The following is a 25,673-nucleotide window of genomic DNA, read 5'->3' as shown; positions in this document are numbered from 1 at the left end:
CTTTATTGTCCACGCGGCGTCGATTCACATCGGGACGCGTGACACTCATCACATGAGTGCTGGATAAATCAAGCCCTCTGTAGAATAGTTGCGTGAAGTGCAATCGTCATCCCGCAGGGTTCGAGGAGCCTCAGGTGCCCCCACTCCCCGGGCTGAAGACTGTTCACAGAAATTTGGGGGAACGATATGACATACCAAGAACGTCGAATATCTGAAGGCACCCCGGAGAGGCCGGCACTCGGGGTGGCGACCCAGGATCACGATGAAGACACCGGACGGCATGAAGTTGACAAACGAAACAGTCCCGCCGGGCTGACCCCCCGAGAGCTTCAGGTGTTAACCGGCATTCGTGAGGGCTTGTCCAACAGGAGGGTCGGGCGGACCCTGGGGATATCCGAACGCACGGTGAAGGTCCACCTGCATTCCATCTTCATAAAACTCGGCGCCACTTCCAGAACCGAAGCAGTGGTGCGAGGTATAAGGAATGGCTGCATCAGTATTTAGCGGCAGAAGCAATGCGCCACCCCGGAAGTGATTGTCACTTCCGGGGTGGCGCATTTATACGGTGTCGCTGCAGGAAGGCTCTAAGGTTTCACTGCAGGAAGGCCGGTCGGAGATTCACTTCCCCGACGCGGCGGAGCGAGCAGCCAGTTCGAGTACGAGATGCGCCGACGCATCCAGGAGTGCCTTGTCGGGCTGTTGTCCGAACACCAGAATCCGGTAGTAGAGCGGTCCGAGCAGAAGATCGGTCAACCGGTCCAGGGTCTCTTCGCCCGGTTCGCTTCCGGTATGGCGCCGAAGGGTGACGCGCAGACCGTCGAGGTCGCGTTCGCGCTGCTCGCGCAGGAATCCCGTACGCAGGGAGAGCGCCGCGTCCTTGTCCAGTTGTGCGTGCCCCAGCAGAGCCTGGAACACCTGCCCGGCCGGCTCCTGAAAGAAGTCGGCCACCCGGTGCAGATGCGCCACCAGGTCTTCGGCGGCCGTGCCGGCCGGCTCGTGCCACGCCAGCGCTTCGCGGGCGTCGTCGGCGAGGGCGTCGAGAAGGATCTCGACCTTCGACTTCCACCACCGGTAGATGGTCTGCTTGGCCACACCCGCCCGGGCGGCGATGCCCTCGATGGTCGTACCGGCGAACCCCTGTTCCACCAGCAGGTCGTCCGCGGCGTTGAGCACGGCGAGGCGGATGCTCTCGCTGCGCCGGGGTCCTGTCCGGCTGACCACGGGGGACTGGGCACGTGGGCGTTCGGTGTTCCGTGCGGCGCTGATGGTACTTCACCCCTTGGTTCTTGCAGATGCATCCGATTCTGGCACACCTCCGAGTGGCGAGCCGCTGCCGAATCAGGCAGGTGTGGCGTCCGACTTCCGGTTGAGGACGAGGCTCAGCAGGACCACGAGGGCGAGGACGGCCACCACCGCGCTGAAGATCTCGCCGGCCGGTCGCAGGCTCGTGGCCCGGATCAGCACCCCGACGCCGATCGCCGGGACGGCGAGCATCGAATAGAGGATGGCGAAGAACGTGGAGACGGACGCGCCTCGGTGCTGGGGTGCGCTGCGGGTGGTGATGTCCCGGATGCCGTGGGAAATGGCCACTCCGGTGGCCAGCCCGTTGACCGCGGCCCCGATCAGCAGGGGGGCGAAGGCCTTGGTGGCCATGGCCGTGGCGATGAGGGCCGCTGCGAGCATCAGCCCGAGGCAGGCGACGGACAAGGCGGCTCCCGGCCGGATGGTGCGGACCAGCAACTGCCCCAGCGCCGTGCAGGCGAAGGCCGTGAAGACGACGAACCCGGCGAGCGTGTGGCTGGACTCGTGGAGCACGGTGCCCATGAACAGCCCCGTGACGGCGGTCAGTACACCGAGGACCGCGAAGCCCGCACCCGCGGCCATGGCCGAACGCAGGAAGTCCGACCGGATTTCCGCGGGCACGTGGAGCGGCTGCAACTGGAGGGTGAAGCCGGAGCGGTGTGCGGCGGTCTCCTTCGTCGTCGCCACACCGATCACCGCGATGGCCGCCAGGACGAGCGTGACGATCCACGGTGTGCGCAGGGGAGAGGGCGCGAGGTCGGCCAGGATGCCGGCCATCAGCGTGCCGCACGCCAGACCGCCCATGTTGGCGAAGAGGGCCACGGTGGCGGGCTTCACACGGCTGTCGTGGGGGATGAGTTCGGCGAGTGAGGCCGTGGCGGCTCCGGTGATGAGAGCGGCGGAGAACCCCGAGATCACGCGGGCGACGAAGAGGACCGGAACACTCTCGGCCCCGAGGAAGACGACGGCGGCGCAGACGGACAGGAACGTCGCGGCCATCAGAACCGGGCGCCGGCCGATCTGGTCCGACAGGCGGCCGAAGACGAGCAGTCCGACGACGACGCCGATGGCGTAGACGGCGAAGATCCCGGTCACGGTGATCGGCGAGAAGCTCAAGGCCTCACCGTAGAGCGGATACAGGGTGGTGGGCACGGTCGTACCGGCCATGGTGATCCAGAAGGCGAAGGCCACGACGGCAGTCGCCGCGCCGCTGCCTGGCCGGCGGGGTGCCGCGCCCGCCTGGGCGCCGGTTTGGGCGGTCTTGTTCAGCACTGAACCGACCTCTCGATGAGTGGAGTTGCGACAGGTGGTGGCGACGACGCAAGACTAGACTAAGCGTTGCGTCTATCGAGGAGACTAGACTAGTCGTTGCGTCTATTCAAGAGGGCATGCTCCGCCACCGATGCCCGGGCCCGCCGGAGGGCGAGACGCCGACGAGGCGGTGCCGGGGACCGGCACCGCCTCGGGTCATACGTTCAGCCCGCCTCGGGTCACGCGTTCAGCCCTCCTCGGGTCACGCGTTCAGCCCGTCACGGGTAGCGTCGCGGCGTCCACGTGATGCGGGACCCGTCGGGCCGCTCCGTGACCTGCGTCTGCGAGGAGCCGATCAGCAGGATCGTGCGCATGTCCACCTCGGACGGCTCCAGTTCGGCGAGCGTGACGATCCGCACCGACTGCTCCGGACCGCCCACGTCACGCGCGACCACCACCGGGGTCCCGGGCGCGCGCAGCTCCAGCAGCAGTTCCCGGGCCTGGGCGACCTGCCAGGTCCGGCTGCGCGAACCGGGGTTGTAGAGGGCGAGCACCAGGTCGGCCGAGGCGGCCGCGCGCAGCCGCTCCGCGATGACCTCCCACGGCTTGAGCCGGTCGGAGAGGGAGAGGGTGGCGTAGTCGTGGCCGAGCGGGGCACCGGCCGCGGCGGCCGCCGCATTGGCCGCGGTCACGCCCGGCAGGACCCGTACGGGCACGTCCTTGTACTCCGCCTGCCCGGCCACCTCCAGGACCGCCGTGGCCATGGCGAAGACACCGGGGTCACCGCCGGAGACCACGGCCACCCGCTGTCCCCGCCGGGCGAGGTCGAGGGCGAACTCGGCGCGCTCCGACTCCACCTTGTTGTCGGAGCCGTGGCGGACCTGCCCCGGCTTGACGGGAACCCGGTCCAGGTAGGTCGTGTACCCCACCAGCACCTCGGCGTCGGCCAGCGCACGCCGGGTCTGCGGGGTGAGCCACAGCGGACCCGCCGGGCCGGTGCCGACGACCGTGACCTCACCGGGGCCGGCCGGCACGCTGCCCGGGTTGCCGATGCGGCTGGGGACCACGGCGACGGCGAAGTACGGCACGCTGTCGGGGTCGGTGTCGGCGAGGACGCCGGTGCGCTCGCCCGCCATCGTGGCGCGCTCGACGTAACGGGCCTCGGCGAGGCGGCCGCTGGCCTCCATTGCGCCGCGCACGGCGGGGAAGGTCCGGCCGAGCTTCATCACGACCGCCGAATCGGTGGCGGCGAGGCGGGCCGTGAGCTCCTCCTCGGGCAGGGTGCCGGGGAGGATGGTCAGGACCTCCTCCCCCTCCACGAGCGGGGTGCCGAGCCGGGCCGCGGCGGCGCTCACCGAGGTGACGCCGGGGATCACCTCGGTCTCGTACCGGTCCGCGAGCCGCTTGTGCATGTGCATGTACGAGCTGTAGAAGAGCGGGTCGCCCTCCGCGAGCACGGCGACGGTCCGGCCGGCGTCCAGGTGGGCGGCCAGCCGGGCGGCGGCGGCCTCGTAGAACTCCTCCATCGCGCCCTGGTAGCCGCCGGGGTGGTCGGTGGTCTCGGTGGTGACCGGGTAGACCAGCGGCTCCTCGATGTGCGTCTCGCGCAGGTGCTTCGCGGCGATCGAGCGGGCGATCGAGCGGCCGTGCCGTGCGCTGTGGTAGGCGACGACGTCCGCCTCGCCGATCACCTCGACGGCGCGCAGGGTCATGAGGTTCGGATCCCCGGGGCCGAGCCCGACCCCGTAGAGGCGTCCCGTGGTCTGACCGCCGGTGCTCATTCGGCCACGCTCGCAATGGCGTTGACGGCGGCCGCGGCGATGGCGCTGCCGCCGCGCCGGCCGCGCACGACCAGATGGTCGAGCCCCGAGGGGTGGGCGGCGAGCGCGTCCTTGGACTCGGCGGCTCCGATGAAGCCGACGGGGACCCCGATGACGGCGGCCGGGCGCGGGGCGCCCTCCTCGATCATCTCCAGCAGCCGGAACAGCGCAGTGGGCGCGTTGCCGACGGCGATCACCGAACCCTCCAACAGGCCCCGGTCCCGCCAGACTTCGAGGGCGGCGGCGCTGCGCGTGGTGCCCATCTTCGCGGCGAGTTCCGGTACCGCCGGGTCGGAGAGGGTGCAGATGACGTCGTTGTCGGCGGGCAGCCGCTTGCGGGTGACCCCGCTGGCGACCATCTGCACGTCGCAGAGGATCGGCGCACCCGCCTCCAGCGCGGCGCGGGCGCGCAGCACGACCTCGGGGGTGTACCCGAGGTCCTGCGGGAGGTCCGTCATTCCGCAGGCGTGGATCATGCGCACCGCGACCTGCGCGACGGAGGCGGGCAGCCCGGAGAGGTCCGCCTCGGCGCGGATCGTGGCAAAGGACTGGCGGTAGATCGCGGCGCCGTCCTTCTCGTACTCAAACACGGTGTACTCGCTCATTTCTGCACTGCGTCTTCGGGCTGTGCGTCTTCAAGAACCGGGAGGTGGTGACGTGCGTGACCTGGGTGACCTGGGTGACCTGCGTGATCGGCGTGATCGGCGTGATCGGCGTGATCGGCGTGATCGGCGTGATCGGCGTGATCCGTGTGCTGACGTGCGTCCGCGAGGGCGGGGGCGAGCTCATGATCCGGTACGCCGAGTCTCGGGTCGCGGCCTTCGACACGGAGGTCGTATCCGCCGGCGGTCGCGACCAGGTCCACCCAGGCCGTGCCGCGCGGATGCCCGCAGCGCCGCTCGCACCCGGACCAGTGCACGGCCAGCGGGCCGCGGGACCGCTCCACGACGGCCCGGGCATCGGCGCGTACGTCGGCCAGCGACTTGGCGCAACCCGGCTTTCCCGTACAGGCGGTGACGGACCGCCAGGCACTGTCGGGCTCGGTGACCAGTCCGGCGGCCGCGAGGCCTTCGAGCGCGCGGTCGGCCGCGCGGGCGGGCAGGCCGGGGACGACGATCCCCCGCCAGGGGGTCAGCCGGAACCGTCCGGTGAGACCGGCCAGCTGCCGCCACTGGCGGGTGGTCAGCCGCCCGAGGGGTGCGAGCACGGAGAGCGCGACGACATCGCCGGCGGGGCCGCCGGTCACGATGCCGGGCTCGGGCGGCCGGCCGTCCCTGCGGGGCGCGTCGGCCACCTGGGCGGAGCCGATCCCCGCGGCGGCCAGTCGCGCTGCCAACGCCGCACCGCTCAGGGCGTGTTCGGAGGGTAGTTCGGCCACCCGCCACGCCTTCGTCCCGGCGTCCCGGACGGCGTCGAGGAAGTACTCGGCGGCCGTCAGGGCGGCCCGGGGCCCGTCCTGCGCGGAGACGAGGACCGCTTCCCGCGGGTCACCCGCCCACACCGCGGCGCGGCCATCGCCCTGGGCGGCGAGGTTCACGTCCGCCGCGAGTGACGTCACGTCACCGCGACCGTCGTCGAGGGCGAAGAGGAAGCGTCCGGACAGCCCGGCCGCCGCGTCACTCGCGCACAGGAGCCGGTCCAACTCCGGCACCCAGGACGACACGTCGGGCAGCCCCCGCCCGTCGAGGCCGGTCAGCGGCGAACACACGACATTGCGCACCCGCTCGTGCGTGGGCGCGGGCAGCAGCCCCGCGTCGGCCAACAGCTCGGCCAGCTCCCCGCCGCAGCTCGCGCCGAGGCCGCGCAGCTGTACGTTGCCACGCGAGGTCAGGTCGAGGTGCCCGTCGCCGAGCCGGTCGGCCGCGTCGGCCAGCAGCCGCGCCGCGGCGCCGCCGAGCAGCCCACCCGGTATCCGGACCCGCGCCAGGAACCCGTCGTCAGCCGCGTGCAGGCGCAGCGCGCCCGGGCAGGCGTCACCGCGCTCCCGTATGACGGGTTCGTCCCGCGATGCGGCGGAAGGGGGCTGGGGCATGGCGGCGAGCATACCCACGATTCCCCTCCCCCGACCTGTGTCCGTCGCCACCCCGACCAGCGTTTCCACAGCACTCAGCCCCGCCCTCGTCCAACGCGCGGGACCCGGGGCCGAACCCACAGCTCCACCCCAGCCCCGCCCATTGCAGCCCCGCCGGCGTTTGAGGCGCGGGGCCCGGGGCAGAGCCCCGGCAGCGGCGCCGGACCCGACACCCGCCCGGCCAAGCCGCACCCGGCCCAGCGCAACCCAGCGCAACCCAGCCCGCCCGAGCCCACCGCAGGGCCCCGCAGGGCCCCGTATACGCGCCACCCCGCCCCGCCCCTAAGATGACCTTCCGGCGGACCACACGGCCCGCCGTCGCCGAGGACGGCGACATGGGAGGAAGCCCGGTGCGATTCCGGCGCGGTCCCGCCACTGTGAACCCGGCAGAGCCACACGGCCGGGCAAGTCAGGAACTCCCGCTGTCCTCACTGCCCGGGGCGCGGAAACCCCGAGGAAGGCCTGCCGCCGCATGATCCTGCTGCTGTCGACGTCCGACACCGATCTGCTCAGCGCCCGCGCAGCGAACACCGCGGACGGCCCCGTCCCGTACCGGTTCGCGAACCCCTCCCGTCTCCCCCTCGACGACCTCCCGGGCCTCCTCGACGGAGTCGACCTGGTCGTCGTACGCCTCCTCGGCGGCCTCCGCGCCTGGCAGGACGGCCTCGACCTGCTGCTGGCCCCCGGCCAGACCCGCCCGGTCGTGGTCCTGACCGGGGAACAGGCCCCCGACGCCCAGCTGATGGAGGCCTCCACGGTGCCGATCGGCATCGCGGCCGAGGCCCACGGCTACCTCGCGCACGGCGGCCCCGCCAACCTCGACCAGCTGGCCCGCTTCCTCTCCGACACGGTCCTCCTCACCGGCCACGGCTTCGAGCCGCCCGCCCCCGCCCCCACCTGGGGCCCCCTGGAGCGCACCGCGCAGCAGACCACCGGCCCCACGGTCGCCGTGCTCTACTACCGCGCCCACCAGATGAGCGGCAACACCGCCTTCGTCCACACCCTCTGCGAGGCCGTCGAGGCCCACGGCGCCCAGCCGGTCCCCCTCTACGTCTCCTCCCTGCGCACCCCGGAACCGGGTCTCCTGCAGGCCCTGGAGTCCGCGGACGCGATCGTCACCACCGTCCTCGCCGCCGGCGGCACCCGCCCCGCGACCGCTTCGGCAGGCGGGGACGACGAGTCCTGGGACGCGGGCGCGCTCGCCGCGCTCGGCGTGCCGATCCTCCAGGCCCTGTGTCTGACGGGCTCGCGCAGCAACTGGGAGGAGAACGACGAGGGCCTGTCCCCCCTCGACGCCGCGACGCAGGTCGCCGTGCCCGAGTTCGACGGCCGTCTGATCACCGTCCCGTTCTCCTTCAAGGAGCTCGACGAGGACGGCCTGCCCGCGTACGTGGCCGACCCCGAGCGGGCCTCCCGGGTCGCGGGGATCGCCGTACGCCACGCACGCCTGCGCCACATCGACCGCCGCGACAAGAAGGTCGCGCTGGTCCTCTCCGCGTACCCGACGAAGCACTCCCGCATCGGCAACGCGGTCGGCCTCGACACTCCGGCCAGCGCCGTGGAGCTGCTTCGCACCCTCATCGCCGCCGGCTACGACTTCGGCCCCACCGAGGACGTCCCCGGCCTGGTCTCCGGCGACGGCGACGAGCTGATCCGCGCCCTGATCGAGGCCGGCGGCCACGACCAGGACTGGCTGACCGAGGAGCAGCTGGCCCGCAACCCGGTCCGCATCCCCGCCGCCGACTACAAGCGGTGGTTCTCCGCCCTCCCCGCAGATCTGCGCGAGAGCGTCGAGGAGCACTGGGGCGAGGCCCCCGGCAGCATGTTCGTGGACCGCTCGGCGAACCCGGAGGGCGACATCGTCCTCGCCGCCCTGCGCCGCGGGAACCTCCTGATCCTCATCCAGCCGCCGCGCGGCTTCGGCGAGAACCCGATCGCGATCTACCACGACCCGGACCTGCCGCCCTCGCACCACTACCTGGCCGCGTACCGCTGGATCCAGGCCCGCACGGAGGACGGCGGCTTCGGCGCCGACGCGATGATCCACCTGGGCAAGCACGGCAACCTCGAATGGCTTCCCGGCAAGAACGCCGGCCTGTCCGCGTCCTGCGCACCCGACGCGGCTCTCGGCGACCTCCCCCTCATCTACCCGTTCCTGGTCAACGACCCGGGCGAGGGCACCCAGGCCAAGCGCCGGGTGCACGCCACCCTGGTCGACCACCTGGTGCCGCCGATGGCCCGCGCGGAGTCGTACGGCGACATCGCACGCCTGGAGCAGCACCTGGACGAGTACGCGCAGATCTCCGCGATGGACCCCGCCAAACTCCCGGCCATCCGCGCCCAGATCTGGACCCTGATCCAGGCGGCGAAGCTCGACCACGACCTGGGCCTCGAAGCACGCCCCGACGACGACGGCTTCGACGACTTCCTGCTGCACGTCGACGGGTGGCTGTGCGAGGTCAAGGACGCCCAGATCCGCGACGGCCTGCACGTGCTCGGCGGCGCCCCGACGGGTGAGGCCCGGGTCAACCTGGTCCTCGCGATCCTGCGCGCCCGCCAGATCTGGGGCGGTACGACGGCCCTGCCCGGCCTGCGCGAGGCGCTCGGCCTGGACGAGTCCGCGCCCACCCGCACCTCGGCGGACGCCGTCGAGGAGACGGCCCGCGCCCTGGTCCAGGCGATGGAGGACGCGAACTGGGACCCGTCGGCGGTGGCTTCGGTCGCCGCGGCCCACTCCCCCGACGTCGCTGCGGTCCTCACCTTCGCGGCCCGCGAGGTGGTCCCGCGCCTGGCCGGCACGACGGACGAGATCGCCCACGTCGTCGCGGCCCTGGACGGCCGCTTCATCCCCGCCGGCCCCTCCGGCTCTCCCCTCCGCGGCCTGGTCAACGTCCTGCCGACGGGCCGCAACTTCTACTCGGTCGACCCCAAGGCCGTCCCGTCACGCCTCGCGTGGGAGACGGGCCAGGCCCTGGCGGAGTCCCTCCTGACGCGCTACCGCACGGACAACGGCGAGTGGCCCGCGTCCGTCGGCCTGTCCCTGTGGGGCACGAGCGCGATGCGCACCTCGGGCGACGACGTGGCGGAGGCGCTGTCCCTGCTGGGCGTCCGCCCGGTCTGGGACGAGGCCTCGCGCCGCGTCACGGGTCTGGAGGCGATCCCCCTGGCGGAACTCGGCCGCCCCCGCATCGACGTGACGCTCCGCATCTCGGGCTTCTTCCGTGACGCGTTCCCGCACGTGATCGGCCTTCTGGACGACGCGGTCCGTCTCGCGGCGTCCCTGGACGAGCCCGCGGAGTCGAACTTCATCCGCGCCCACGCCCAGGCGGACCTGTCCCTCCACGGCGACGAACGCCGCGCGACGACCCGTATCTTCGGCTCGCGCCCGGGTACGTACGGCGCCGGCATCCTCCAGCTGATCGACTCCCGCGACTGGCGTACGGACGCCGACCTGGCGGAGGTCTACACGGTGTGGGGCGGGTACGCGTACGGCCGCGGCCTGGAGGGCCGCCCCGCGCGCGACGAGATGGAGACGGCCTACAAGCGCATCACGGTCGCCGCCAAGAACACGGACACGCGCGAGCACGACATCGCGGACTCGGACGACTACTTCCAGTACCACGGCGGCATGGTGGCCACGGTCCGCGCCCTGCGCGGCACCGCCCCGGAGGCCTACATCGGCGACTCCACCCGTCCGGAGACGGTCAAGACCCGCACCCTGGTGGAGGAGACCTCGCGCGTCTTCCGCGCCCGCGTGGTGAACCCCAAGTGGATCGAGGCGATGCGCCGCCACGGCTACAAGGGCGCCTTCGAGCTGGCGGCCACGGTCGACTACCTCTTCGGCTACGACGCCACGACGGGCGTGGTCGCGGACTGGATGTACGACAAGCTCACCGAGACGTACGTCCTGGACCCGACCAACCGCGCCTTCCTGGAGGAGGCCAACCCCTGGGCCCTGCACGGCATCGCGGAGCGCCTGCTCGAGGCCGAGTCGCGCGGCATGTGGGAGAAGCCGGACCCGCAGATCCTCGAGTCCCTCCGCCAGGTCTACCTGGACACGGAGGGCAACCTCGAAGGCGAGACGGAGTAGGTCCCGGGCGGACGGGCCGTGCGTCGGGTCGGGCCATGGGACCGGGAGCCCTGACCCTGGGCCGCACGCTCGTCTCCACGCCGAAAGGCCGTCCTCCCCGCCCGTGCAGTGGGCGGGGAGGACGGCCTTTCACGGTGACGTCCGCGGACCCCGAGCACGCGGACCACAGCGAGGCCCGCACCGCGGACCACCGCGAACCGGCGGCCTCCCCGAGCTGGCCGGACCTCACTCAAGGCGTGGCACACGGTCGACCCGGACCGCGCACCGCACGCCGGCGGCCGATTAGACCTTGACGGTCTGGTGCAGCGCGACGAGCGCCTGCGCCCACCGCACGTACTTCAGCTGCCCGAAGTCGGCGACGGTCTTGACCCCGAACGCCTCCCGCAGCAGCTCGCCGTCCTTCTCGCTGACGCCCTTCAGCGCGGCCACGGGAGCCGCGAGCACATCGGAGAGCGGCTTGTCGGCCCACGCCTTGTCGAGCACCTTGTCCAGATCGATCGCCATGAGTGTCCCTCCCGGAACGCCGGAACCAAATACCGGGGCAAACCTAACCCAATCCGACAATCACCCCACGCTCCGACACCCCGAACCCCGGGCGACCACTCCCGACGAGAGCACCTCGTGCCGCCGACCGGGACCTCGCCCGTCACGACGACCTCCCGCACCCGAACCTGCGCAAGAGGGCCGTGTGCGCCGGGTGGCAGCGCGGCGCGGGTGGCCGCGCAATCCCTCGAAGGGGGGCATCGACACCTCCGGGTGGTTCGAACGCCGCGTGGCCGCGCGGCGCTTGGGGTCCGGTACGTGGTCGCAACTGTGTGCGTGCGTTCGTTCCCCGCGGCCCGTGACGCCGCTCTGAGCAGCCACGTTCTTCCGGCGTCAGTGCGCAGCCGCGGCACCTCGGGAGGAATCTTGCGATCCGTGTACGTTCATGTGGTGTTCGACCCGGCACCGGGCGGAGGTGGCCGCGCATGAGGCTCCTCAAGCGGCCCGGAGCCGCCGAACCCGCCGTCTCCGAGAGCGAACGCCACCTCTTCGGCGGACCCCTGCGTTACGACGCCGGCTGGTCCAACCACGAGTACGCCCGCCTCGAGGGGCGGCTCCTGACCACCCTGCGCTCCATGCCCCGCATGGTCGGCGGGACCCTGCGCCTCGCCTGGGACACCGACCGCCCCGCCCTGCTCACCGTCGCCGCTTCCGAGGCCGGGCAGGGCATCACCTCCGCCGTCGGGCTGCTCGTCATCAGCGAGGTGCTCCGTACGCTGCTCGGCGAGGGCAGCGCCGCCGACCGGCTGCACGCCGCCCTGCCCGCCCTCGCCACCGGCGCGCTGGTGGCCGTGCTGGGAGCCGTACTGGCCTCCCGGTCCACGGCGGCCGCCGGACGCCTGGAGCCCAAGGTCGAGCGGGCCGCGCACGAGCAGTACCTGAGCGCCGCCGTCGAGGTGGAGCTCGAGGCCATCGAGGACGGGGAGTTCCGGCGGCTGCTGGACAGCGCCCAGTGGGGGCCGCCCTCGGCCCGGCGCACCGTCGGCGCCTGCGTCGCCACCCTGGGCGGGGTGATCTCCCTCGTCGCCACCGCCGGGGTGCTCACCGTGCTGCACCCGCTGCTGCTGCCCCTGCTGCTGCTCATCGCCGCCCCGCGCGGCTGGGGTGCGATGCGGGTGGCCCAGCGCCGCTACCTGTCGGTGATCACCTGGGTGGAGCACGTACGCGCCGCCCGGCTCATCGGCCAGCTGCTGATCTCCCGTACGTCGGCCCCCGAGGTACGGGTGCACGGCGTCGGCCGCTACCTCCTCGGCCACTACCGCAACATGGCCGAAGTCGCCGAGACCGAGGCCACCCGCCTGGCCAAGGACAAGGCCGCCACCGAGCTCCTCGCCGCCGCGCTCTCCGGCCTCGCGGCCCTGGTCACGTACGGGGCGATGGGCGCGCTCATCGTCTCCGGCCGGATGGACCTCGCCGTCGCCGGCACCGCGGTGATCGCGGTGCGCACCGGTTCGGCGAGCCTGGGCGCGCTCGTCTCCACCACCAACACCCTGCACGAGGAGTCCCTGTACGTCCGGGACCTGGAGCGGTTCGTCGCCGAGGCGGCCCGCCGCGCCATCCCGTCCGGCGGGCGGCCGCTGCCCGAGCGGCTCACCGCGGTACGGCTGGAGGACGTGGACTTCAGCTACCCCGACCGGGACGAGCCCGCTCTCAGCGGGGTCTCCCTCACCATCGAGGCCGGCACCGTCGTCGCCCTGGTCGGTGAGAACGGCTCCGGCAAGAGCACCCTCGTCAAGCTGCTCGCCGGGCTGCACCTGCCGGACTCGGGGTCGCTGACCTGGGACGGGGTGGAGGTACGGGAGGCCGACCGGGAGCAGGTCTTCGACCGCGTCGCCCTGCTGACCCAGGACTTCGAGCGCTGGCCGGTGACCGCCCGTACCAACATCGCCATCGGCCGGCCGGGCGCGGGGGGCGCGAAGGGGGCGGACCGGGCGGTGGACGTGGCCGCCGAGGTGGTCGCCGCCGCCCGGTACGCGGGTGCCGACGGGATCGTCGAGAAGCTGCCGAACGGCTACGAGACCCTGCTCGCCCGGGTGTTCCGGGGGGCCTCGGAGCTCTCCGGCGGACAGTGGCAGAAGTTCGGCCTGGCCCGGACCCGCTTCCGCGACGCCCGCGTCCTCGTCGTGGACGAGCCCACCTCGGCGCTGGACCCGGAGGCCGAGATCGCCGCGTTCGACAGCATCCGCGGCCTCGCCGGACCGCAGCGGGCGGTCGTTCTCGTCACACACCGGATGTCAGGCGTGCGGTTCGCCGACGTCATCTACGTCCTGCACGAGGGCCGGCTCGTCGAACAGGGCGGTCACGAGGAGCTGCTGGCCCTGGGCGGGCGGTACGCGGCGATGTTCCGGATGCAGGCCGAGCAGTTCACCCGCGAACCGCGGCCCCAGGCCGAGTCCCAGTCCGCGTCCGCGTCCGCGTCCGAGTCCGAGTCCGCACCCCCGTCCGCGTCCCCTTCCATCCCCCGCCAGTCCCCCGTCCCCAGGAACGACACCTCCGCCACCTGAGGCGGCGGCTGCAGCCCCAGAGAGGTCCCCCGCTCGTCGAGCCGGGGCCGCCCGTCGGGCCGGGAGGCCTCCGACCCTCCCTAACCCCCGCCAGTCCCCCGGACTGCGGAACGCCCCTTCCGTCACCTGATGCAGTGAAATCCTCCTTATCCCACGGGCACCGGGGGTAGGGCACTGCTGATCTCGTGCGGGGGCCGGGAAGTGACCGGCCCCCGCACCCATGGACGAAGGGCCGACCCCGCCGTGACGCAGCCGTTTCAACTGCCGGATTTCTATGTGCCTTATCCGGCGCGACTGAACCCCCACCTGGAGGACGCGAGGGTCCACACCAAGCAATGGGCCCGTGACTTCGGGATGCTGGAAGGTTCCGGCGTCTGGGAGGAGCGCGATCTCGACTCGCACGATTACGCGCTCCTCTGCTCCTACACCCACCCCGACTGTGACGGCGAAGCGCTGTCGCTGATCACCGACTGGTACGTGTGGGTGTTCTTCTTCGACGACCACTTCCTGGAGATGTTCAAGCGCTCGCAGGACCGTGACGGCGCCAAGCAGTACCTCGACCGGCTCGCCGCCTTCATGCCGATGAACCTGTCCGACGGCTTCCCCGTGCCCACCAACCCGGTCGAGGCGGGCCTCGCCGACCTCTGGGCGCGGACCGTCCCCGCGATGTCCGCCGACTGGCGGGAACGGTTCTCCTTGTCGACGAAGAACCTCCTCGACGAGTCGATGTGGGAGCTCGCCAACATCGGCATCGGGCGGGTGGCGAACCCCCTCGAATACATCGAGATGCGCCGCAAGGTGGGCGGCGCCCCCTGGTCGGCCGGCCTGATCGAGTACGTCTCCGCCGAGGTCCCCGCACGCGTCGCGCACGCCCGCGCCCTCGGCGTCCTGCGCGACGCCTTCTCGGACGCCGTGCACATCCGCAACGACATCTTCTCCTACCAGCGCGAGGTCACCGACGAGGGCGAGCTCTCCAACGCCGTCCTGGTGCTGGAGACCTTCCTCGGCTGCACCACCCAGGAGGCCGCCGACGTCTCCAACGACCTGCTCACCTCGCGCCTCCATCAGTTCGAGCAGACCGCTCTCGTCGAGCTCCCCCAGCTCTTCGCCGACCACGCGTTGGACCCCGCGGAGATCGGGGCCGTCCTCGCCTACGCCAAGGGCCTTCAGGACTGGCAGTCCGGCGGTCACGAGTGGCACATGGTGTCCAGCCGCTACATGAACAAGGAGGCCAGGGCCACCGCCCCGCTCACTCTGCCCTTCCTCCCGACGGGTCTCGGCACCACGGCGCTCGACCTGCGGTCCGTGTTCACCCGGCGCTCCGCCGACCTGCGCCGCCGCTCCTTCACCCACGTGCCCTTCGAGCGCACGGGGCCGTCCGTGATCCCGGACGTCTACATGCCGTTCCGGCTCTCCCTGAGCCCGCATCTGGACCACGCCCGCGAGGGTTCCGTCGACTGGGCCCGGCGCATGGGCCTGCTGGACCCGCAGCCCGGCGACCCCGGCTCCGCCATCTGGAGCGAACCGAAGCTGCGCGGCTACGACTTCGCGCTCTGCTCGGCCGGCATCGACCCCGACGCCACGCGCGAGGCGCTGGTCCTCAACGCGTGCTGGCTGACCTGGGGGACGTACGGGGACGACTACTACCCGGTGGTCTTCGCCCAGGCCAAGAACCTCTCGGCCGCCAAGGCGACCACCGCGCGGCTGGTCGCGATGATCCCGGTCGACCACGTCGAACAGGCCCTGCCGGTCACCGCGATGGAGCGCGCGCTCGCCGATCTGTGGGTGCGCACCAGCCGGGGCATGGCCCCGGCCGTCCGCGCCGAGTTCCGGGCGACCCTGGTGAGCATGCTGGAGAGCTGGGTCTGGGAAATGGACAACCAGATCCAGGGCCGCATCCCGGACCCGGTGGACTACGCCGAGATGCGCCGCCGCACCTTCGGTTCGCACCTCACGATGTACCTGTGCCGGCTGGGCCAGGCGGGCCGGGGCATCCCGGACGAGATCTACGCCTCGGGGACCATCCGGTCCCTGGAGAACGCGGCGGCCGACGCCGCGTGCCTGATCAACGACATCTTCTCGTACCAGAAGGAGGTGGAGTTCGAGGGAGAGGTGCACAACCACGTCCTGGTCACACGGAATTTCTTCGACATCGGCTACCCGGAGGCGCTGCACATCTGCCACTCGCTGATGACCCGGCGCACGGAGGAGTTCGAGCACATCGCCGCGAACCAGCTGCCGCTGCTCTACGACGACTGGAAGCTCAGCTCCGGGGCCCGGGCCGGGCTCGACGCGTACGTCGGCGAGCTCCAGGACTGGCTCGCCGGCATCCTCAACTGGCACCGGAACTGCCGTCGTTACCGGGAGGAGGACCTGCACCGGCCGGGCGGCGGCCTGTCCACGGGCGTCTGGAACTCCGGCTTCGGCATGTCGGCCGCCCGGATCTCCCTCCCCGCCTGACCCTCACGCGCACGGGTGCCGCCGCGGCCGCCCGGCCGGCCGCCGTCCCTCAGAACTCGTCGCTCGTGTGCGGGAGTGCGGCCGTGTGCAGGGCCGCGTCCAGCGCGGCGGCCGCACCCGGCGTGTGCTCCCGTACCAGCCCGGCCGCGACGAGCTCGACGACCCGGGTCCCGCCCAGGTAGCAGGCGGCCAGCTCGCGTACCTCCAGGGTCAGGTCGGCGGGGTCGTCCGCGTGCTCGTACGCCGCCCCGCCCGGTCCGGCCTTGAGACGGAACCGCCCGGAGTTGGCCGGCAGCCGTACGTCGTGCACCTCCAGCACCAGCTCCACCGGCGCGGCCCAGGACCGCCCGGTCAGGGCCGCGTGTACGTCGACCAGGCGCAGCCAGAGCGCCGGGAACTGGGCGGTGACGCGTACCTGGTCCCGGTCGGCGGCGAAATGCAGCAGCGGGTCGTCGACCGGGCGGCCCCGTGCCGACACCTTGCCGGTGAGGTCGAGGCCGGCCACGCACTCCCACAGCGCGGCGGCGGCCGCCGGGGTGGCGGCCTCCAGCTCGTCGACGCGGACCAGGCCCGGTGCGCGGGCGGGTCCGTCCCCGCTCGCGCCCGCGCCCCCGGCCTCCGGCTTGGTGCGGTAGAGCACGTAGCCGGCGATCTGCTCGCCCGGATCCCCCAGGACGATGATCCGGGGCGGGCTCAATTCCTCGTCCTCCTCGTCCTGTTCGGCCAGCCACTCGTCGCGCCAGCGCTCCGGACTGCGGGTGGGACGTCCTGCCCGCCCCGAGCGGGCGGCTTCGTGGAAGAGGCCGATGAGCTCCGGGGCCTCCTCCGGGTCGACGAGCCGCAACGGGCGGCGGTCCGGGTCGATGCGCAAGGCCAGCGGCCGGGTGGAGTCGATCTCGATGGTGGCTCCGGTGGTGGCGCTGCCGTAGCCGAAGCGGCCGTAGATGGCGGCTTCGGAGGCCCAGAGGGCCACGAGCGGGCTGCCCGCGGCCGCGGCGCGCCGCAGCATGTCCGTCATCATCCCGGTGAGGACGCCGCGCCGGCGGTGGGTGGGGGCGACGCAGACGAAGGTGAGGCCGGGGCAGGGCAGGTCCGCCCCGGGCACCGAGAGCCGGAAGTCGTGCGCGGCCATGAAGCCGACGAGGGTGTCCCCGTCGTAGGCGCCGATCCGGTCGCACCGTGAGAGCAGCGCGTGATGCCTGTCTCGGCCCTCCTTCTGCGGCCGGTCGTTGAAGACGAGATACGCGAGCTCCAGGGCGCGGTCGATGTCGGCCTCGGGTACGTCACGGATGTCCACCATGATCGCGAGACTAATCGGTCATCGCGGACCGGTCACCCCATAAGGGCCGGGGGGTGTGGGTTTCAGCCGTTCCGGTGGCAGGCCGCCGGCCCCGCCGGGCTCGTGCCCGCAGGCAACGGCCGCCGCCGAGGCGCGACACCGCTCCGGCTTCGAAAAACACGTGACCGCCGTGATCATCAGTGGGTACGGTGTGCCGTCGGCCGTCACGGGGAGGGGATCACGGCGTGATCGAGGGAGAGCTCGTCGCTCTGCGCGCACTGCGCGCCGAGGACGCGGAGCACCACCTGCGCTGGCGCAACGACCCCGAGGTGGTCCGCTGGGCTTCCGCCGGGGACCCGTGCTCCGGCCCGATCACGCGGGAGGCACTGGGGCTCTTCTTCGAACGGATGCTGATGCTCTCGCCGCGGGAGTCGGCGGTGTTCACGGTGGAGTCCCTGCCGGACCGCCGGGTGATCGGCACGGTCGACTACCGCGACCTGGACCCCTGGGCCGGAGTGGCGACGCTGGGGATCACCATCGGCGAGCGGGAGTTCTGGGGCCGGGGGCACGGCTCCGAGGCGATGCGGCTGCTGGTCGGCCACCTCTTCGGCAGCTTCCCGCTCACCCGGCTCCAGCTCGACACCTGGAGCGGGAACGAGCGGGCCGTCCGGGCGTTCACCCGGCTCGGCTTCCGCGAGGAGGGACGGCGGCGGGCCGCCGTGCTGCTGGCGGGTGAGCGGTACGACGAGGTGCTGTTCGGGATGCTCCGGGAGGAGTGGCGGGCCTGACCGCGCCGGCGGTGTGCCCGCCGGGCGCCGACGGTACCGGCCGTACGATCCAGGTTGACGTCCCGCCCCCAGCATCGGGCACCCGGCACCCGGCACCCGGCACCCGGCACCACTCGACGCCTCGCCGCGCCCACGTCCCCGTCCCGGAGACCCTCACCGCTCAGTCCCGCACCCCCGAGAGACGGAGTAGCCGCCATGGCTCGTCTGCACTCCTACACCACCCGTGTCACCTGGACCGGAAACCTCGGCACCGGCACCAGCCACTACCGCGCGTACTCGCGGGCGCACGAGGTGGCCGCCGGAGAGCTGCCGACGATCCTCGGCAGCTCCGACCCGACCTTCCGCGGGGACGCCTCCCGCTGGAACCCCGAGCAACTGCTGCTCGCCGCGCTGTCTCAGTGCCACATGCTCTCCTACCTGCACTTCTGCGCGGTCAACGGCGTGGTGGTCACCTCGTACGTCGACGAGGCGACCGGGACGATGGCCACCGCCGGGGACAGCGGGCAGTTCACGGAGGCCGTGGTGCACCCTCGGATCACCGTCGGCGAGGAGTCGATGGTGGCTGCGGCGATCGAACTGCACAAGGAAGCCCACCGGGCGTGCTTCATCGCCAACTCGGTGAACTTCCCCGTCCGCCACGAGCCGACCGTGACGGTGGGCTGAGCGGCCGGGCAGCTGCCCTCACACCGTTGTCCCGCGACGGAACCTAGCGGCCGGCGGGGCCGGTCCAGTCGGCCGGAACGTGGCCGAGCCGGATGCGCTGAGGGTGGTCCCCGACGGGGACGGAGACCCGCTTGGCGCCGGTGGCGAAGTCGATGGCGGTGACCTGGTCGGAGCCGCTCTCGGAGATGACGCAGGCCGTTCCGTCGCCGTCGACCGTGGCCCAGTACGGCTTGGCGGCGGGGACGAGCGGTCCCTCGGTGAGGGTGGCGCGGTCCACGACGGTCGCGTAGTCGTCCATGGTGCCCGCGATGCAGAGCTTCGTCCCGTCGGGACTCATGGACATGCCGTGGTGGCGGGAGTCGTTGACCCAGGTGGTGCGGTCGGCGCTGGTGGCGGGGTTCATGGGGAGGGTCTTGAGGCGGGTGATGCGGTCGGAGGCCACGTCGTACTCGAGGAAGCCGTTGAAGAACGACACCTGGAAGTAGAGCTTCGACTCGTCGGGGCTGAAGGAGACGGGGCGTACGGAGTCGGACAGGTCGCGGCGGCCGAAGGCGTCGAGCCGCTGCCGCATGTCGATCACCCGGACCGTGCGGAAGGTCTGCGCGTCGACCACGGTGATCTTCCGGTCGCCCTTCGTCCAGTCCAGCCAGGACGCGTCGAGGGCGGTGTTCACCTCGCCGATGGAGCTGTTCCAGAGGTAACGGCCGTCGCGGGTGAAGGTGTTCTCGTGCGGCTTGTCCCCGGTGCCGAAGGAGCCGACCTGGCGGCCGGTGGTGATGTCAAGGACGTGCACGGTGTTGGAGGTGGAGGCCGAGACGGCGATGCGGGTTCCGTCCGGGGAGACCGCCATGTGGTCGGACCGGTAACCGGAGACGGGGAAGCGCCAGTTGATCCGTCCCGTGGTCACGTCGATGGACACGACGTCGGCGAAGCTGGGGCGGGAGGCGACGACGGCGGATCCGTCGGGTGTGGTGAACATGTCGTCGACGAACTGGTCGTGGCCCTCGCCGGCACTCTCCCGGATACCGAGGAAGAAGGCGAGTTTCACGGGGTTGAGGTAGATCTCGCGGAGCCGTTCGGCCTTGTCGGGGATCATGTCGATCCGGCCGACCTTGGCGAGGTCGCCGGTGGAGGCGAGGACGTCGGCGGTCCCCTCCCAGTTGTTCCCGACGAAGAGCACCTCGCGCAGGCCGTCGCCGGTGACGGAGGCCGCCACCGCCGGCGCGGCCGGCGCCGGCGTGAAAGCGGTGAGCAGGGTGGCCGCGGCCAGCACGCCCAGGGTTCGCACGGTTCGCAACATCCGCTCAACTCCGGTGTGGGGGAAGGGATGGAGAGGGTGCCTCCTATTACCGGCCGGTAAGATAGGGGGAACGCCAGAAGGGCGCAACCCCTACGGGGCACGCCCTTTTCTCACGTTCCGCCGTCAGCCCTCGGGCCGTCGCTCCTTCAAGCGACGGAACCGATCCTGTCGATCACCGTGTTCGAGACGTCCGGGTGGATCGGGATGTGCGCGCCGGTGAGGGCCGCGCCGGTGCCGCCGCGCCGGTTCGCGACGATCTCGGCGGCGATGGACAGCGCGGTCTCCTCCGGGGAGCGGGCGCCGAGGTCCAGGCCGATCGGGGAGCGCAGACGGGCCAGTTCGAGCTCGGTCACGCCGACGTCCCGCAGCCGCTTGTTACGGTCCTCGTGGGTGCGGCGGGAGCCCATGGCGCCGACGTAGGCGACGGGAAGCCTGAGGGCCAGTTCGAGGAGCGGGACGTCGAACTTGGCGTCGTGGGTGAGCACGCACAGGACGGTCCGGCCGTCCACGTCCGTGGTCTCCAGGTAGCGGTGCGGCCAGTCGACGACGATCTCGTCCGCCTCGGGGAAACGGGTCTTCGTCGCGAAGACCGGCCGTGCGTCGCACACCGTCACGCGGTAGCCGAGGAACTTTCCGATCCGCACGAGGGCGGAGGCGAAGTCGATGGCACCGAAGACGATCATCCGCGGGGGCGGGACGCTGGCTTCGACCAGGACCTTCAGCGGCTCTCCGCAGAGCCTGCCGTCGGCGCCGATCTCCAGCACGCCGGTCCGGCCGGCGTCGAGCATGGCGCGGGCCTCTTCGGCGATGGTGCGGTCCAGCTCGGGGTGTCCGCCGAATCCGCCCTGGTGGGCGCCTTCGGTACGGACGAACACGGCGCGGCCCATCAGCTCGGCCGGGCCCTCGGCCAGCCGGGCGACGGCCGCCGCCTCACCCCGGGCGGCAGCGGCCAGGCCGGCCGCGAACACCTCCCGTACGGGAGAGCCCACGGGGACCGGGGTGACGAGGATGTCGATGATTCCGCCGCAGGTCAGGCCCACGGCGAAGGCATCGTCGTCGCTGTACCCGAAGCGCTCCCGGACGGTCTCGCCGTCCTCCAGCGCCTGTCGGCACAGCTCGTACACCGCACCCTCCACGCATCCACCGGAGACCGAGCCGATGGCCGTGCCCTCGCTGTCGACGGCGAGGGCCGCCCCGGGCTGCCGGGGCGCGCTCCCGCTGATCGCCACGACCGTGGCGACGGCGAAGTCACGTCCCTGCTCGACCCACCGGTTCAGCTCTTCGGCGATGTCCAGCATGGGGGCCTCCTCGGAGAGGTTCGGTTTCCAGTATCGGATACGTGGAGGGTGCGGTTCTTTCCGTACGGAACAGGCGTACGGATCAGGCGTACGGATCGGGTCCGGCCGGTCAGCCGACCCCGAGCCAGCCCTCGATCGGGTGGAGGGCGAAGAAGACCAGGAAGATTCCGGTCAGCGCCCACATGAAGCCGCCGATCTCCCGGGCCTTGCCCTGAGCGACCTTGATGGCGACGTACGAGATGACACCCGCAGCGACACCGGCGGTGATCGAGTAGGTGAACGGCATGATCACGACGGTGAGGAAGACCGGGATCGCCGTCGAGGTCTCGGCCCAGTCCACGTGGCGCGCGTTCTGCATCATCATCGCGCCGATGACGACCAGGGCCGCGGAGGCGACCTCACCCGGGACGATCTGCGTGATCGGGGTGAAGAAGAGGCAGGCGGCGAAGAACAGGCCGGTGACGACGGACGCGAGGCCGGTGCGGGCTCCCTCACCGACGCCGGTCGCGGACTCGACGAACACGGTCTGGCCGGAGCCACCCGCGACGCCACCGATGGCGCCACCGGCGCCGTCGATGAAGAGCGCCTTGGACAGGCCCGGCATGCGGCCCTTGTCGTCGGCCAGCTTGGCCTCGGTGCCGACACCGATGATGGTCGCCATGGCGTCGAAGAAGCCGGCGAGCACCAGCGTGAAGACGATCATGCCGACCGTCATGTAGCCGACATCGCCCCAGCCGCCGAAGGAGACGTCGCCGAAGAGCGAGAAGTCCGGCATCGAGACCGCCGAGCCGTCGAGCTCCGGCGGGCCGTTCTTCCAGGCCTTCGCGTCGATGTCCACGACGGCGTTGAGGATCGCGGCGAGGATGGTGCCGCCGACGATGCCGATCAGGATCGAACCGGGCACCTTGCGGGCCTGGAGCATGAAGATCGCGATCAGGGTGACGGCGAAGAGCAGCACGGGCCAGCCGGACAGCTCACCGGTCGCGCCGAGCTGGACGGGGGGCATGAACTCCCCGCCGTTGCCGACGAAGCCGGCCTTCACGAAGCCGATCAGGGCGACGAAGAGGCCGATGCCCATGGTGATGGCGTGCTTGAGCGCGAGGGGGATCGCGTTCATGATCATCTCGCGGAGGCCGGTGACGACCAGGAGACAGATCACGACGCCGTAGACCACGCACATGCCCATGGCCTGCGGCCAGGTCATCTGCGGGGCCACCTGCGAGGCGAGCACACCGGACACGGACAGACCCGCGGCGAGGGCCAGCGGGACCTTGCCGACGAAGCCCATGAGGAGCGTGGTGACGGCCGCGGCGAAGGCGGTGGCGGTGATGATCGCCGATCCGTCCATCACGGTGCCCGCGACGTCCTTGCCCGAGAGGAGCAGGGGGTTGAGCAGGAGGATGTACGCCATGGCCATGAAGGTCGTGATACCGCCACGGACCTCGTTGCCGACGTTGGAACCTCTGTGCGTTATATGAAAGTAGCGGTCGAGCCAAGACCGTCCGGCGGGGTTGCGAGAGCCGTCGCCGGCCTCTTCCGCGGTGGTCTTGGGCTCCACAGACGATTGGGTCATGGTGCCTAACTCCCAAGGTTCAAAGGGGCACCCGCGTGGGGATTGGAGATTGCGGGATTTGGGATGCTGCGTTTGGCTGCACGACCCGGGGTGACGGCCCGAGGCGACGCGAATGTTCACTGCGTGTACTGCGGGTAGTGCGGGGGTGACCGCTGGTACTACGTGGGGGTTCTTGCAGGGGTACTGCCGGGTGAAGGGACCGCGAGCGGTGCGGTGCTTCGTGTGTACTCCGGGCGGTGCGCTGTGAAGTGTGACGTTCCCGAGTCACACCGCCCGGAGAGCTTGAGGGGGTCCGGGGGCCTCGCGGCCCCCGGACCACGCCGTCCTAGAGGGTCCCGGTAAGGGCTTCCGGACGGATCGGCGTCTTGTTGAGCTCCAGCCCGGTCGCCTGCCGGATCGCCGCGAGGACGGCCGGGGTGGACGAGAGGGTCGGGGCCTCGCCCATACCGCGAAGGCCGTACGGCGCGTTCGGGTCGGCGAGCTCCAGGACGTCGACCGGGATGGTCGGGGTGTCCAGGATGGTCGGGATCAGGTAGTCCGTGAAGGAGGGGTTGCGCACCTTCGCGGTCTTCGGGTCCACGATGATCTCTTCCATGATCGCCACGCCGAGACCCTGGGTGGTGCCACCCTGGATCTGGCCCACCACGGAAAGCATGTTGAGCGCCTTGCCGACGTCCTGGGCGGTCGCCAGCTCGACGACCTTGACCAGGCCGAGCTCCGTGTCCACCTCGACGACCGCGCGGTGCGCGGCGAAGGTGTACTGGACGTGGCCGTCGCCCTGGCCGGTGACCAGGTCGAACGGGACGGTCGGCCGGTGCCGGAACTCCAGCTCCAGGTCGATCGGGTCCTCGCCCTCCAGCAGCTCGGCCAGGTCCGCGAGGACCTCGCCGCCGTCGGTGACGACCTTGCCGCCTTCGAGGAGCAGCTCGGCGGTCGCCCAGGCCGGGTGGTAGGAGCCGTTCTTGCGGCGCCCGATCTCCAGGACGGCCTCGCGGACGGCCTCACAGGTGTTCTTCACGGCGCCACCGGTCATGTACGTCTGCCGCGAGGCGGACGTGGAACCGGCGGAGCCGACCTGCGTGTCGGCCGGGTGGATGGTCACCTGCGTGACGCCCAGCTCCGTACGGGCGATCTGGGTGTGGACGGTGACGCCGCCCTGGCCGACCTCCGCCATGGCCGTGTGGACCATCGCGACGGCCTCGCCGTTGATGACCTCGAGGCGCACGCGGGCGGTCGAGTAGTCGTCGAAGCCCTCGGAGAAGCCGACGTTCTTGATGCCGACCGCGTAGCCGACGCCGCGGACGACGCCCTCACCGTGGGTGGTGTTGGAGAGGCCACCGGGCAGCGCGCGGACGTCCGCGTTCTCGCCGGCGGTCTCCCACTGGCGCTCCGGCGGCAGCGGGCGGGCCTTGACCCGGCGCAGCAGCTCGGCGACCGGGGCCGGGGAGTCCACGACCTGGCCGGTGGGCATGATCGTGCCCATCTCCATGGCGTTCAGCTGGCGGAACTCGACCGGGTCCATGCCCAGCTTCGCCGCGAGCTTGTCCATCTGGGCCTCGTACGCGAAGCAGGCCTGGACGGCGCCGAAGCCGCGCATCGCGCCGCAGGGCGGGTTGTTCGTGTAGAGCGCGATCGCCTCGATGTCGACGTCCTCCAGGACGTACGGACCCACCGAGAGGGACGACGCGTTGCCGACGACGGCCGGGGAGGCCGAGGCGTAGGCGCCACCGTCGAGCACGATCTTGCACTTCATGTGCGTGAGCTTGCCGTCCTTGGTGGCGCCGTGCTCGTAGTAGAGCTTCGCCGGGTGACGGTGCACGTGACCGAAGAAGGACTCGAACCGGTTGTAGACGATCTTGACCGGCTTGTTCGTGGCCAGGGCCAGCAGGCAGGCGTGGATCTGCATCGAGATGTCCTCGCGGCCGCCGAAGGCACCGCCGACGCCCGAGAGCGTCATGCGGACCTTCTCCGGCGGGAGGCCCAGGACCGGGGCGATCTGCTGGAGGTCCGAGTGCAGCCACTGGGTGGCGACGTAGAGGTCGACGCCGCCGTCCTCGGACGGCACGGCCAGACCGGACTCCGGGCCGAGGAAGGCCTGGTCCTGCATGCCGAAGGTGTACTCGCCCTCGACGATGACGTCGGCGCGCTTGCGGGCCTCTTCCACGTTGCCGCGGATGATCGGCTGGCGGTGCACGATGTTCGGGTGCGGGACGTGACCGATGTGGTGGTCGTCGCGGCCCTCGTGGATCAGCGGCGCGCCGGGGGCGAGGGCGGAGGCCTCGTCCGTGACGAGCGGCAGCTCACGGTAGTCGATCTTGATCTTGGCGGCCGCTCGGCGGGCGGTCTCCGGGTGGTCGGCGGCCACGAGGGCGACCGGCTCACCGTGGTGACGTACCCGGCCGTGGGCGAGAACCGGGGTGTCCTGGATCTCCAGGCCGTAGTTCTTCATCTCGGCCGGCAGGTCGTCGTACGTCAGCACCGAGTAGACGCCGGGCATCGCGAGCGCCTCGGAGATGTCGATGGAGACGATCTCGGCGTGGGCGACGGTGCTGCGCAGGGTCTGGCCCCACAGCATGTCCTCGTGCCACATGTCCGAGGAGTACGCGAACTCACCGGTGACCTTGAGGGTGCCGTCCGGGCGGAGGATGGACTCGCCGATGCCGCCCTTGGTGTGCTTCTGGGTGACGTTGGTGGGCGTACCCGCCGGAACGGTGCGCGTGTTCTGCGCCAT

The 25,673-nt window shown here is 71.4% G+C and carries 17 protein-coding genes and 1 riboswitch; of the genes, 6 read left to right on the top strand and 11 right to left on the bottom strand.

What is annotated here, in order from left to right:
- The first annotated feature begins 186 nt into the window (after window positions 1-186).
- On the top strand, window positions 187-504 hold the full coding sequence (locus ACWGIF_RS11245; RefSeq protein WP_453494444.1) for a response regulator transcription factor: 318 nt from the start codon (window positions 187-189) through the stop codon (window positions 502-504).
- A 114-nt stretch (window positions 505-618) separates the two neighbouring features.
- Here the strand turns inward: ACWGIF_RS11245 and ACWGIF_RS11240 are convergent, their stop codons facing one another.
- The 5 genes from ACWGIF_RS11240 to cobG all read right to left on the bottom strand — a co-directional run bounded on the left by ACWGIF_RS11240 (window position 619) and on the right by cobG (window position 6,405).
- Window positions 619-1,221 (bottom strand): TetR/AcrR family transcriptional regulator, encoded by a 603-nt coding sequence (locus tag ACWGIF_RS11240; protein WP_453494441.1) that lies wholly within the window; start codon window positions 1,219-1,221, stop codon window positions 619-621.
- A 117-nt stretch (window positions 1,222-1,338) separates the two neighbouring features.
- Window positions 1,339-2,574, bottom strand: coding sequence for an MFS transporter (locus ACWGIF_RS11235; protein ID WP_453494438.1), 1,236 nt, complete (start codon window positions 2,572-2,574; stop codon window positions 1,339-1,341).
- A gap of 257 nt (window positions 2,575-2,831) precedes the next feature.
- Complete coding sequence (locus ACWGIF_RS11230; protein WP_453494435.1) at window positions 2,832-4,334, bottom strand: precorrin-2 C(20)-methyltransferase; 1,503 nt, start codon at window positions 4,332-4,334, stop codon at window positions 2,832-2,834.
- On the bottom strand, window positions 4,331-4,978 hold the full coding sequence (locus tag ACWGIF_RS11225; RefSeq protein ID WP_326587246.1) for a precorrin-8X methylmutase: 648 nt from the start codon (window positions 4,976-4,978) through the stop codon (window positions 4,331-4,333). Before ACWGIF_RS11225 ends, ACWGIF_RS11230 begins: the two co-directional genes overlap by 4 nt.
- The gene (cobG, locus tag ACWGIF_RS11220; protein ID WP_453494431.1) at window positions 4,975-6,405 is read right to left on the bottom strand and encodes a precorrin-3B synthase; all 1,431 of its coding nucleotides are present in this window, start codon (window positions 6,403-6,405) and stop codon (window positions 4,975-4,977) included. The genes ACWGIF_RS11225 and cobG overlap by 4 nt, the downstream gene beginning before the upstream one ends.
- Window positions 6,406-6,762: 357 nt before the next feature.
- A riboswitch (cobalamin riboswitch) is annotated at window positions 6,763-6,863 on the top strand.
- Between the two features lie 53 nt (window positions 6,864-6,916).
- Here cobG and cobN point away from each other — a divergent pair.
- Window positions 6,917-10,534, top strand: a complete 3,618-nt coding sequence (gene cobN / locus ACWGIF_RS11215) for a cobaltochelatase subunit CobN (protein WP_453494428.1) — start codon at window positions 6,917-6,919, stop codon at window positions 10,532-10,534.
- A 282-nt stretch (window positions 10,535-10,816) separates the two neighbouring features.
- Here cobN and ACWGIF_RS11210 read toward each other — a convergent pair whose 3' ends face one another.
- Window positions 10,817-11,038: a hypothetical protein gene (locus tag ACWGIF_RS11210; RefSeq protein WP_453494425.1), complete on the bottom strand. Its 222-nt coding sequence runs from the start codon at window positions 11,036-11,038 to the stop codon at window positions 10,817-10,819.
- Between the two features lie 464 nt (window positions 11,039-11,502).
- Between ACWGIF_RS11210 and ACWGIF_RS11205 the strand changes: the two genes are divergently transcribed.
- On the top strand, window positions 11,503-13,581 hold the full coding sequence (locus ACWGIF_RS11205) for an ABC transporter ATP-binding protein (RefSeq protein WP_453494422.1): 2,079 nt from the start codon (window positions 11,503-11,505) through the stop codon (window positions 13,579-13,581).
- Between the two features lie 243 nt (window positions 13,582-13,824).
- Window positions 13,825-16,041 (top strand): terpene synthase family protein, encoded by a 2,217-nt coding sequence (locus ACWGIF_RS11200; protein WP_453494419.1) that lies wholly within the window; start codon window positions 13,825-13,827, stop codon window positions 16,039-16,041.
- A 49-nt stretch (window positions 16,042-16,090) separates the two neighbouring features.
- Here ACWGIF_RS11200 and ACWGIF_RS11195 read toward each other — a convergent pair whose 3' ends face one another.
- Entirely contained in the window at window positions 16,091-17,341 is a 1,251-nt protein-coding gene (locus ACWGIF_RS11195) for a GNAT family N-acetyltransferase (RefSeq protein WP_453494416.1), read from the bottom strand.
- 224 nt (window positions 17,342-17,565) lie between these two features.
- On the opposite strand from ACWGIF_RS11195, the gene ACWGIF_RS11190 reads away from it, so the two are divergent.
- Window positions 17,566-18,108 (top strand): GNAT family N-acetyltransferase, encoded by a 543-nt coding sequence (locus ACWGIF_RS11190; protein WP_453494413.1) that lies wholly within the window; start codon window positions 17,566-17,568, stop codon window positions 18,106-18,108.
- Window positions 18,109-18,303: 195 nt separating this feature from the next.
- Window positions 18,304-18,771 carry an OsmC family protein gene (locus tag ACWGIF_RS11185; RefSeq protein ID WP_453494410.1) on the top strand — a complete coding sequence of 156 codons (468 nt, stop codon included), beginning with the start codon at window positions 18,304-18,306 and terminating at the stop codon, window positions 18,769-18,771.
- 43 nt (window positions 18,772-18,814) lie between these two features.
- On the opposite strand, the gene ACWGIF_RS11180 is transcribed toward ACWGIF_RS11185, so the two are convergent.
- The 4 genes from ACWGIF_RS11180 to pucD all read right to left on the bottom strand — a co-directional run bounded on the left by ACWGIF_RS11180 (window position 18,815) and on the right by pucD (window position 25,673).
- Entirely contained in the window at window positions 18,815-20,071 is a 1,257-nt protein-coding gene (locus ACWGIF_RS11180; protein ID WP_453494407.1) for a YncE family protein, read from the bottom strand.
- 146 nt (window positions 20,072-20,217) lie between these two features.
- Complete coding sequence (locus ACWGIF_RS11175) at window positions 20,218-21,369, bottom strand: XdhC family protein (protein ID WP_453494404.1); 1,152 nt, start codon at window positions 21,367-21,369, stop codon at window positions 20,218-20,220.
- Between the two features lie 109 nt (window positions 21,370-21,478).
- Window positions 21,479-22,942, bottom strand: a complete 1,464-nt coding sequence (locus tag ACWGIF_RS11170) for an NCS2 family permease (RefSeq protein ID WP_453494401.1) — start codon at window positions 22,940-22,942, stop codon at window positions 21,479-21,481.
- Window positions 22,943-23,267: 325 nt separating this feature from the next.
- The gene (gene pucD, locus ACWGIF_RS11165; protein ID WP_453494399.1) at window positions 23,268-25,673 is read right to left on the bottom strand and encodes a xanthine dehydrogenase subunit D; all 2,406 of its coding nucleotides are present in this window, start codon (window positions 25,671-25,673) and stop codon (window positions 23,268-23,270) included.

This window comes from Streptomyces sp. NPDC054849, from assembly GCF_053610945.1.
The sequence above is the reverse complement of the archived record's forward strand: the minus strand, read 5'-3'. Positions and strand labels throughout refer to the sequence as shown.

What these genes read in the sequence shown, in the direction of transcription:
- ACWGIF_RS11245 (WP_453494444.1), top strand. Translation starts at nt 187, where the DNA reads ATGACATACCAAGAACGTCGAATATCTGAAGGCACCCCGGAGAGGCCG.
- ACWGIF_RS11230 (WP_453494435.1), bottom strand. Translation starts at nt 4,334, where the DNA reads ATGAGCACCGGCGGTCAGACCACGGGACGCCTCTACGGGGTCGGGCTC.
- ACWGIF_RS11225 (WP_326587246.1), bottom strand. Translation starts at nt 4,978, where the DNA reads ATGAGCGAGTACACCGTGTTTGAGTACGAGAAGGACGGCGCCGCGATC.
- cobG (WP_453494431.1), bottom strand. Translation starts at nt 6,405, where the DNA reads ATGCCCCAGCCCCCTTCCGCCGCATCGCGGGACGAACCCGTCATACGG.
- cobN (WP_453494428.1), top strand. Translation starts at nt 6,917, where the DNA reads ATGATCCTGCTGCTGTCGACGTCCGACACCGATCTGCTCAGCGCCCGC.
- ACWGIF_RS11210 (WP_453494425.1), bottom strand. Translation starts at nt 11,038, where the DNA reads ATGGCGATCGATCTGGACAAGGTGCTCGACAAGGCGTGGGCCGACAAG.
- ACWGIF_RS11205 (WP_453494422.1), top strand. Translation starts at nt 11,503, where the DNA reads ATGAGGCTCCTCAAGCGGCCCGGAGCCGCCGAACCCGCCGTCTCCGAG.
- ACWGIF_RS11195 (WP_453494416.1), bottom strand. Translation starts at nt 17,341, where the DNA reads ATGGTGGACATCCGTGACGTACCCGAGGCCGACATCGACCGCGCCCTG.
- ACWGIF_RS11185 (WP_453494410.1), top strand. Translation starts at nt 18,304, where the DNA reads ATGGCTCGTCTGCACTCCTACACCACCCGTGTCACCTGGACCGGAAAC.
- ACWGIF_RS11180 (WP_453494407.1), bottom strand. Translation starts at nt 20,071, where the DNA reads ATGTTGCGAACCGTGCGAACCCTGGGCGTGCTGGCCGCGGCCACCCTG.
- ACWGIF_RS11175 (WP_453494404.1), bottom strand. Translation starts at nt 21,369, where the DNA reads ATGCTGGACATCGCCGAAGAGCTGAACCGGTGGGTCGAGCAGGGACGT.
- ACWGIF_RS11170 (WP_453494401.1), bottom strand. Translation starts at nt 22,942, where the DNA reads ATGACCCAATCGTCTGTGGAGCCCAAGACCACCGCGGAAGAGGCCGGC.
- pucD (WP_453494399.1), bottom strand. Translation starts at nt 25,673, where the DNA reads ATGGCGCAGAACACGCGCACCGTTCCGGCGGGTACGCCCACCAACGTC.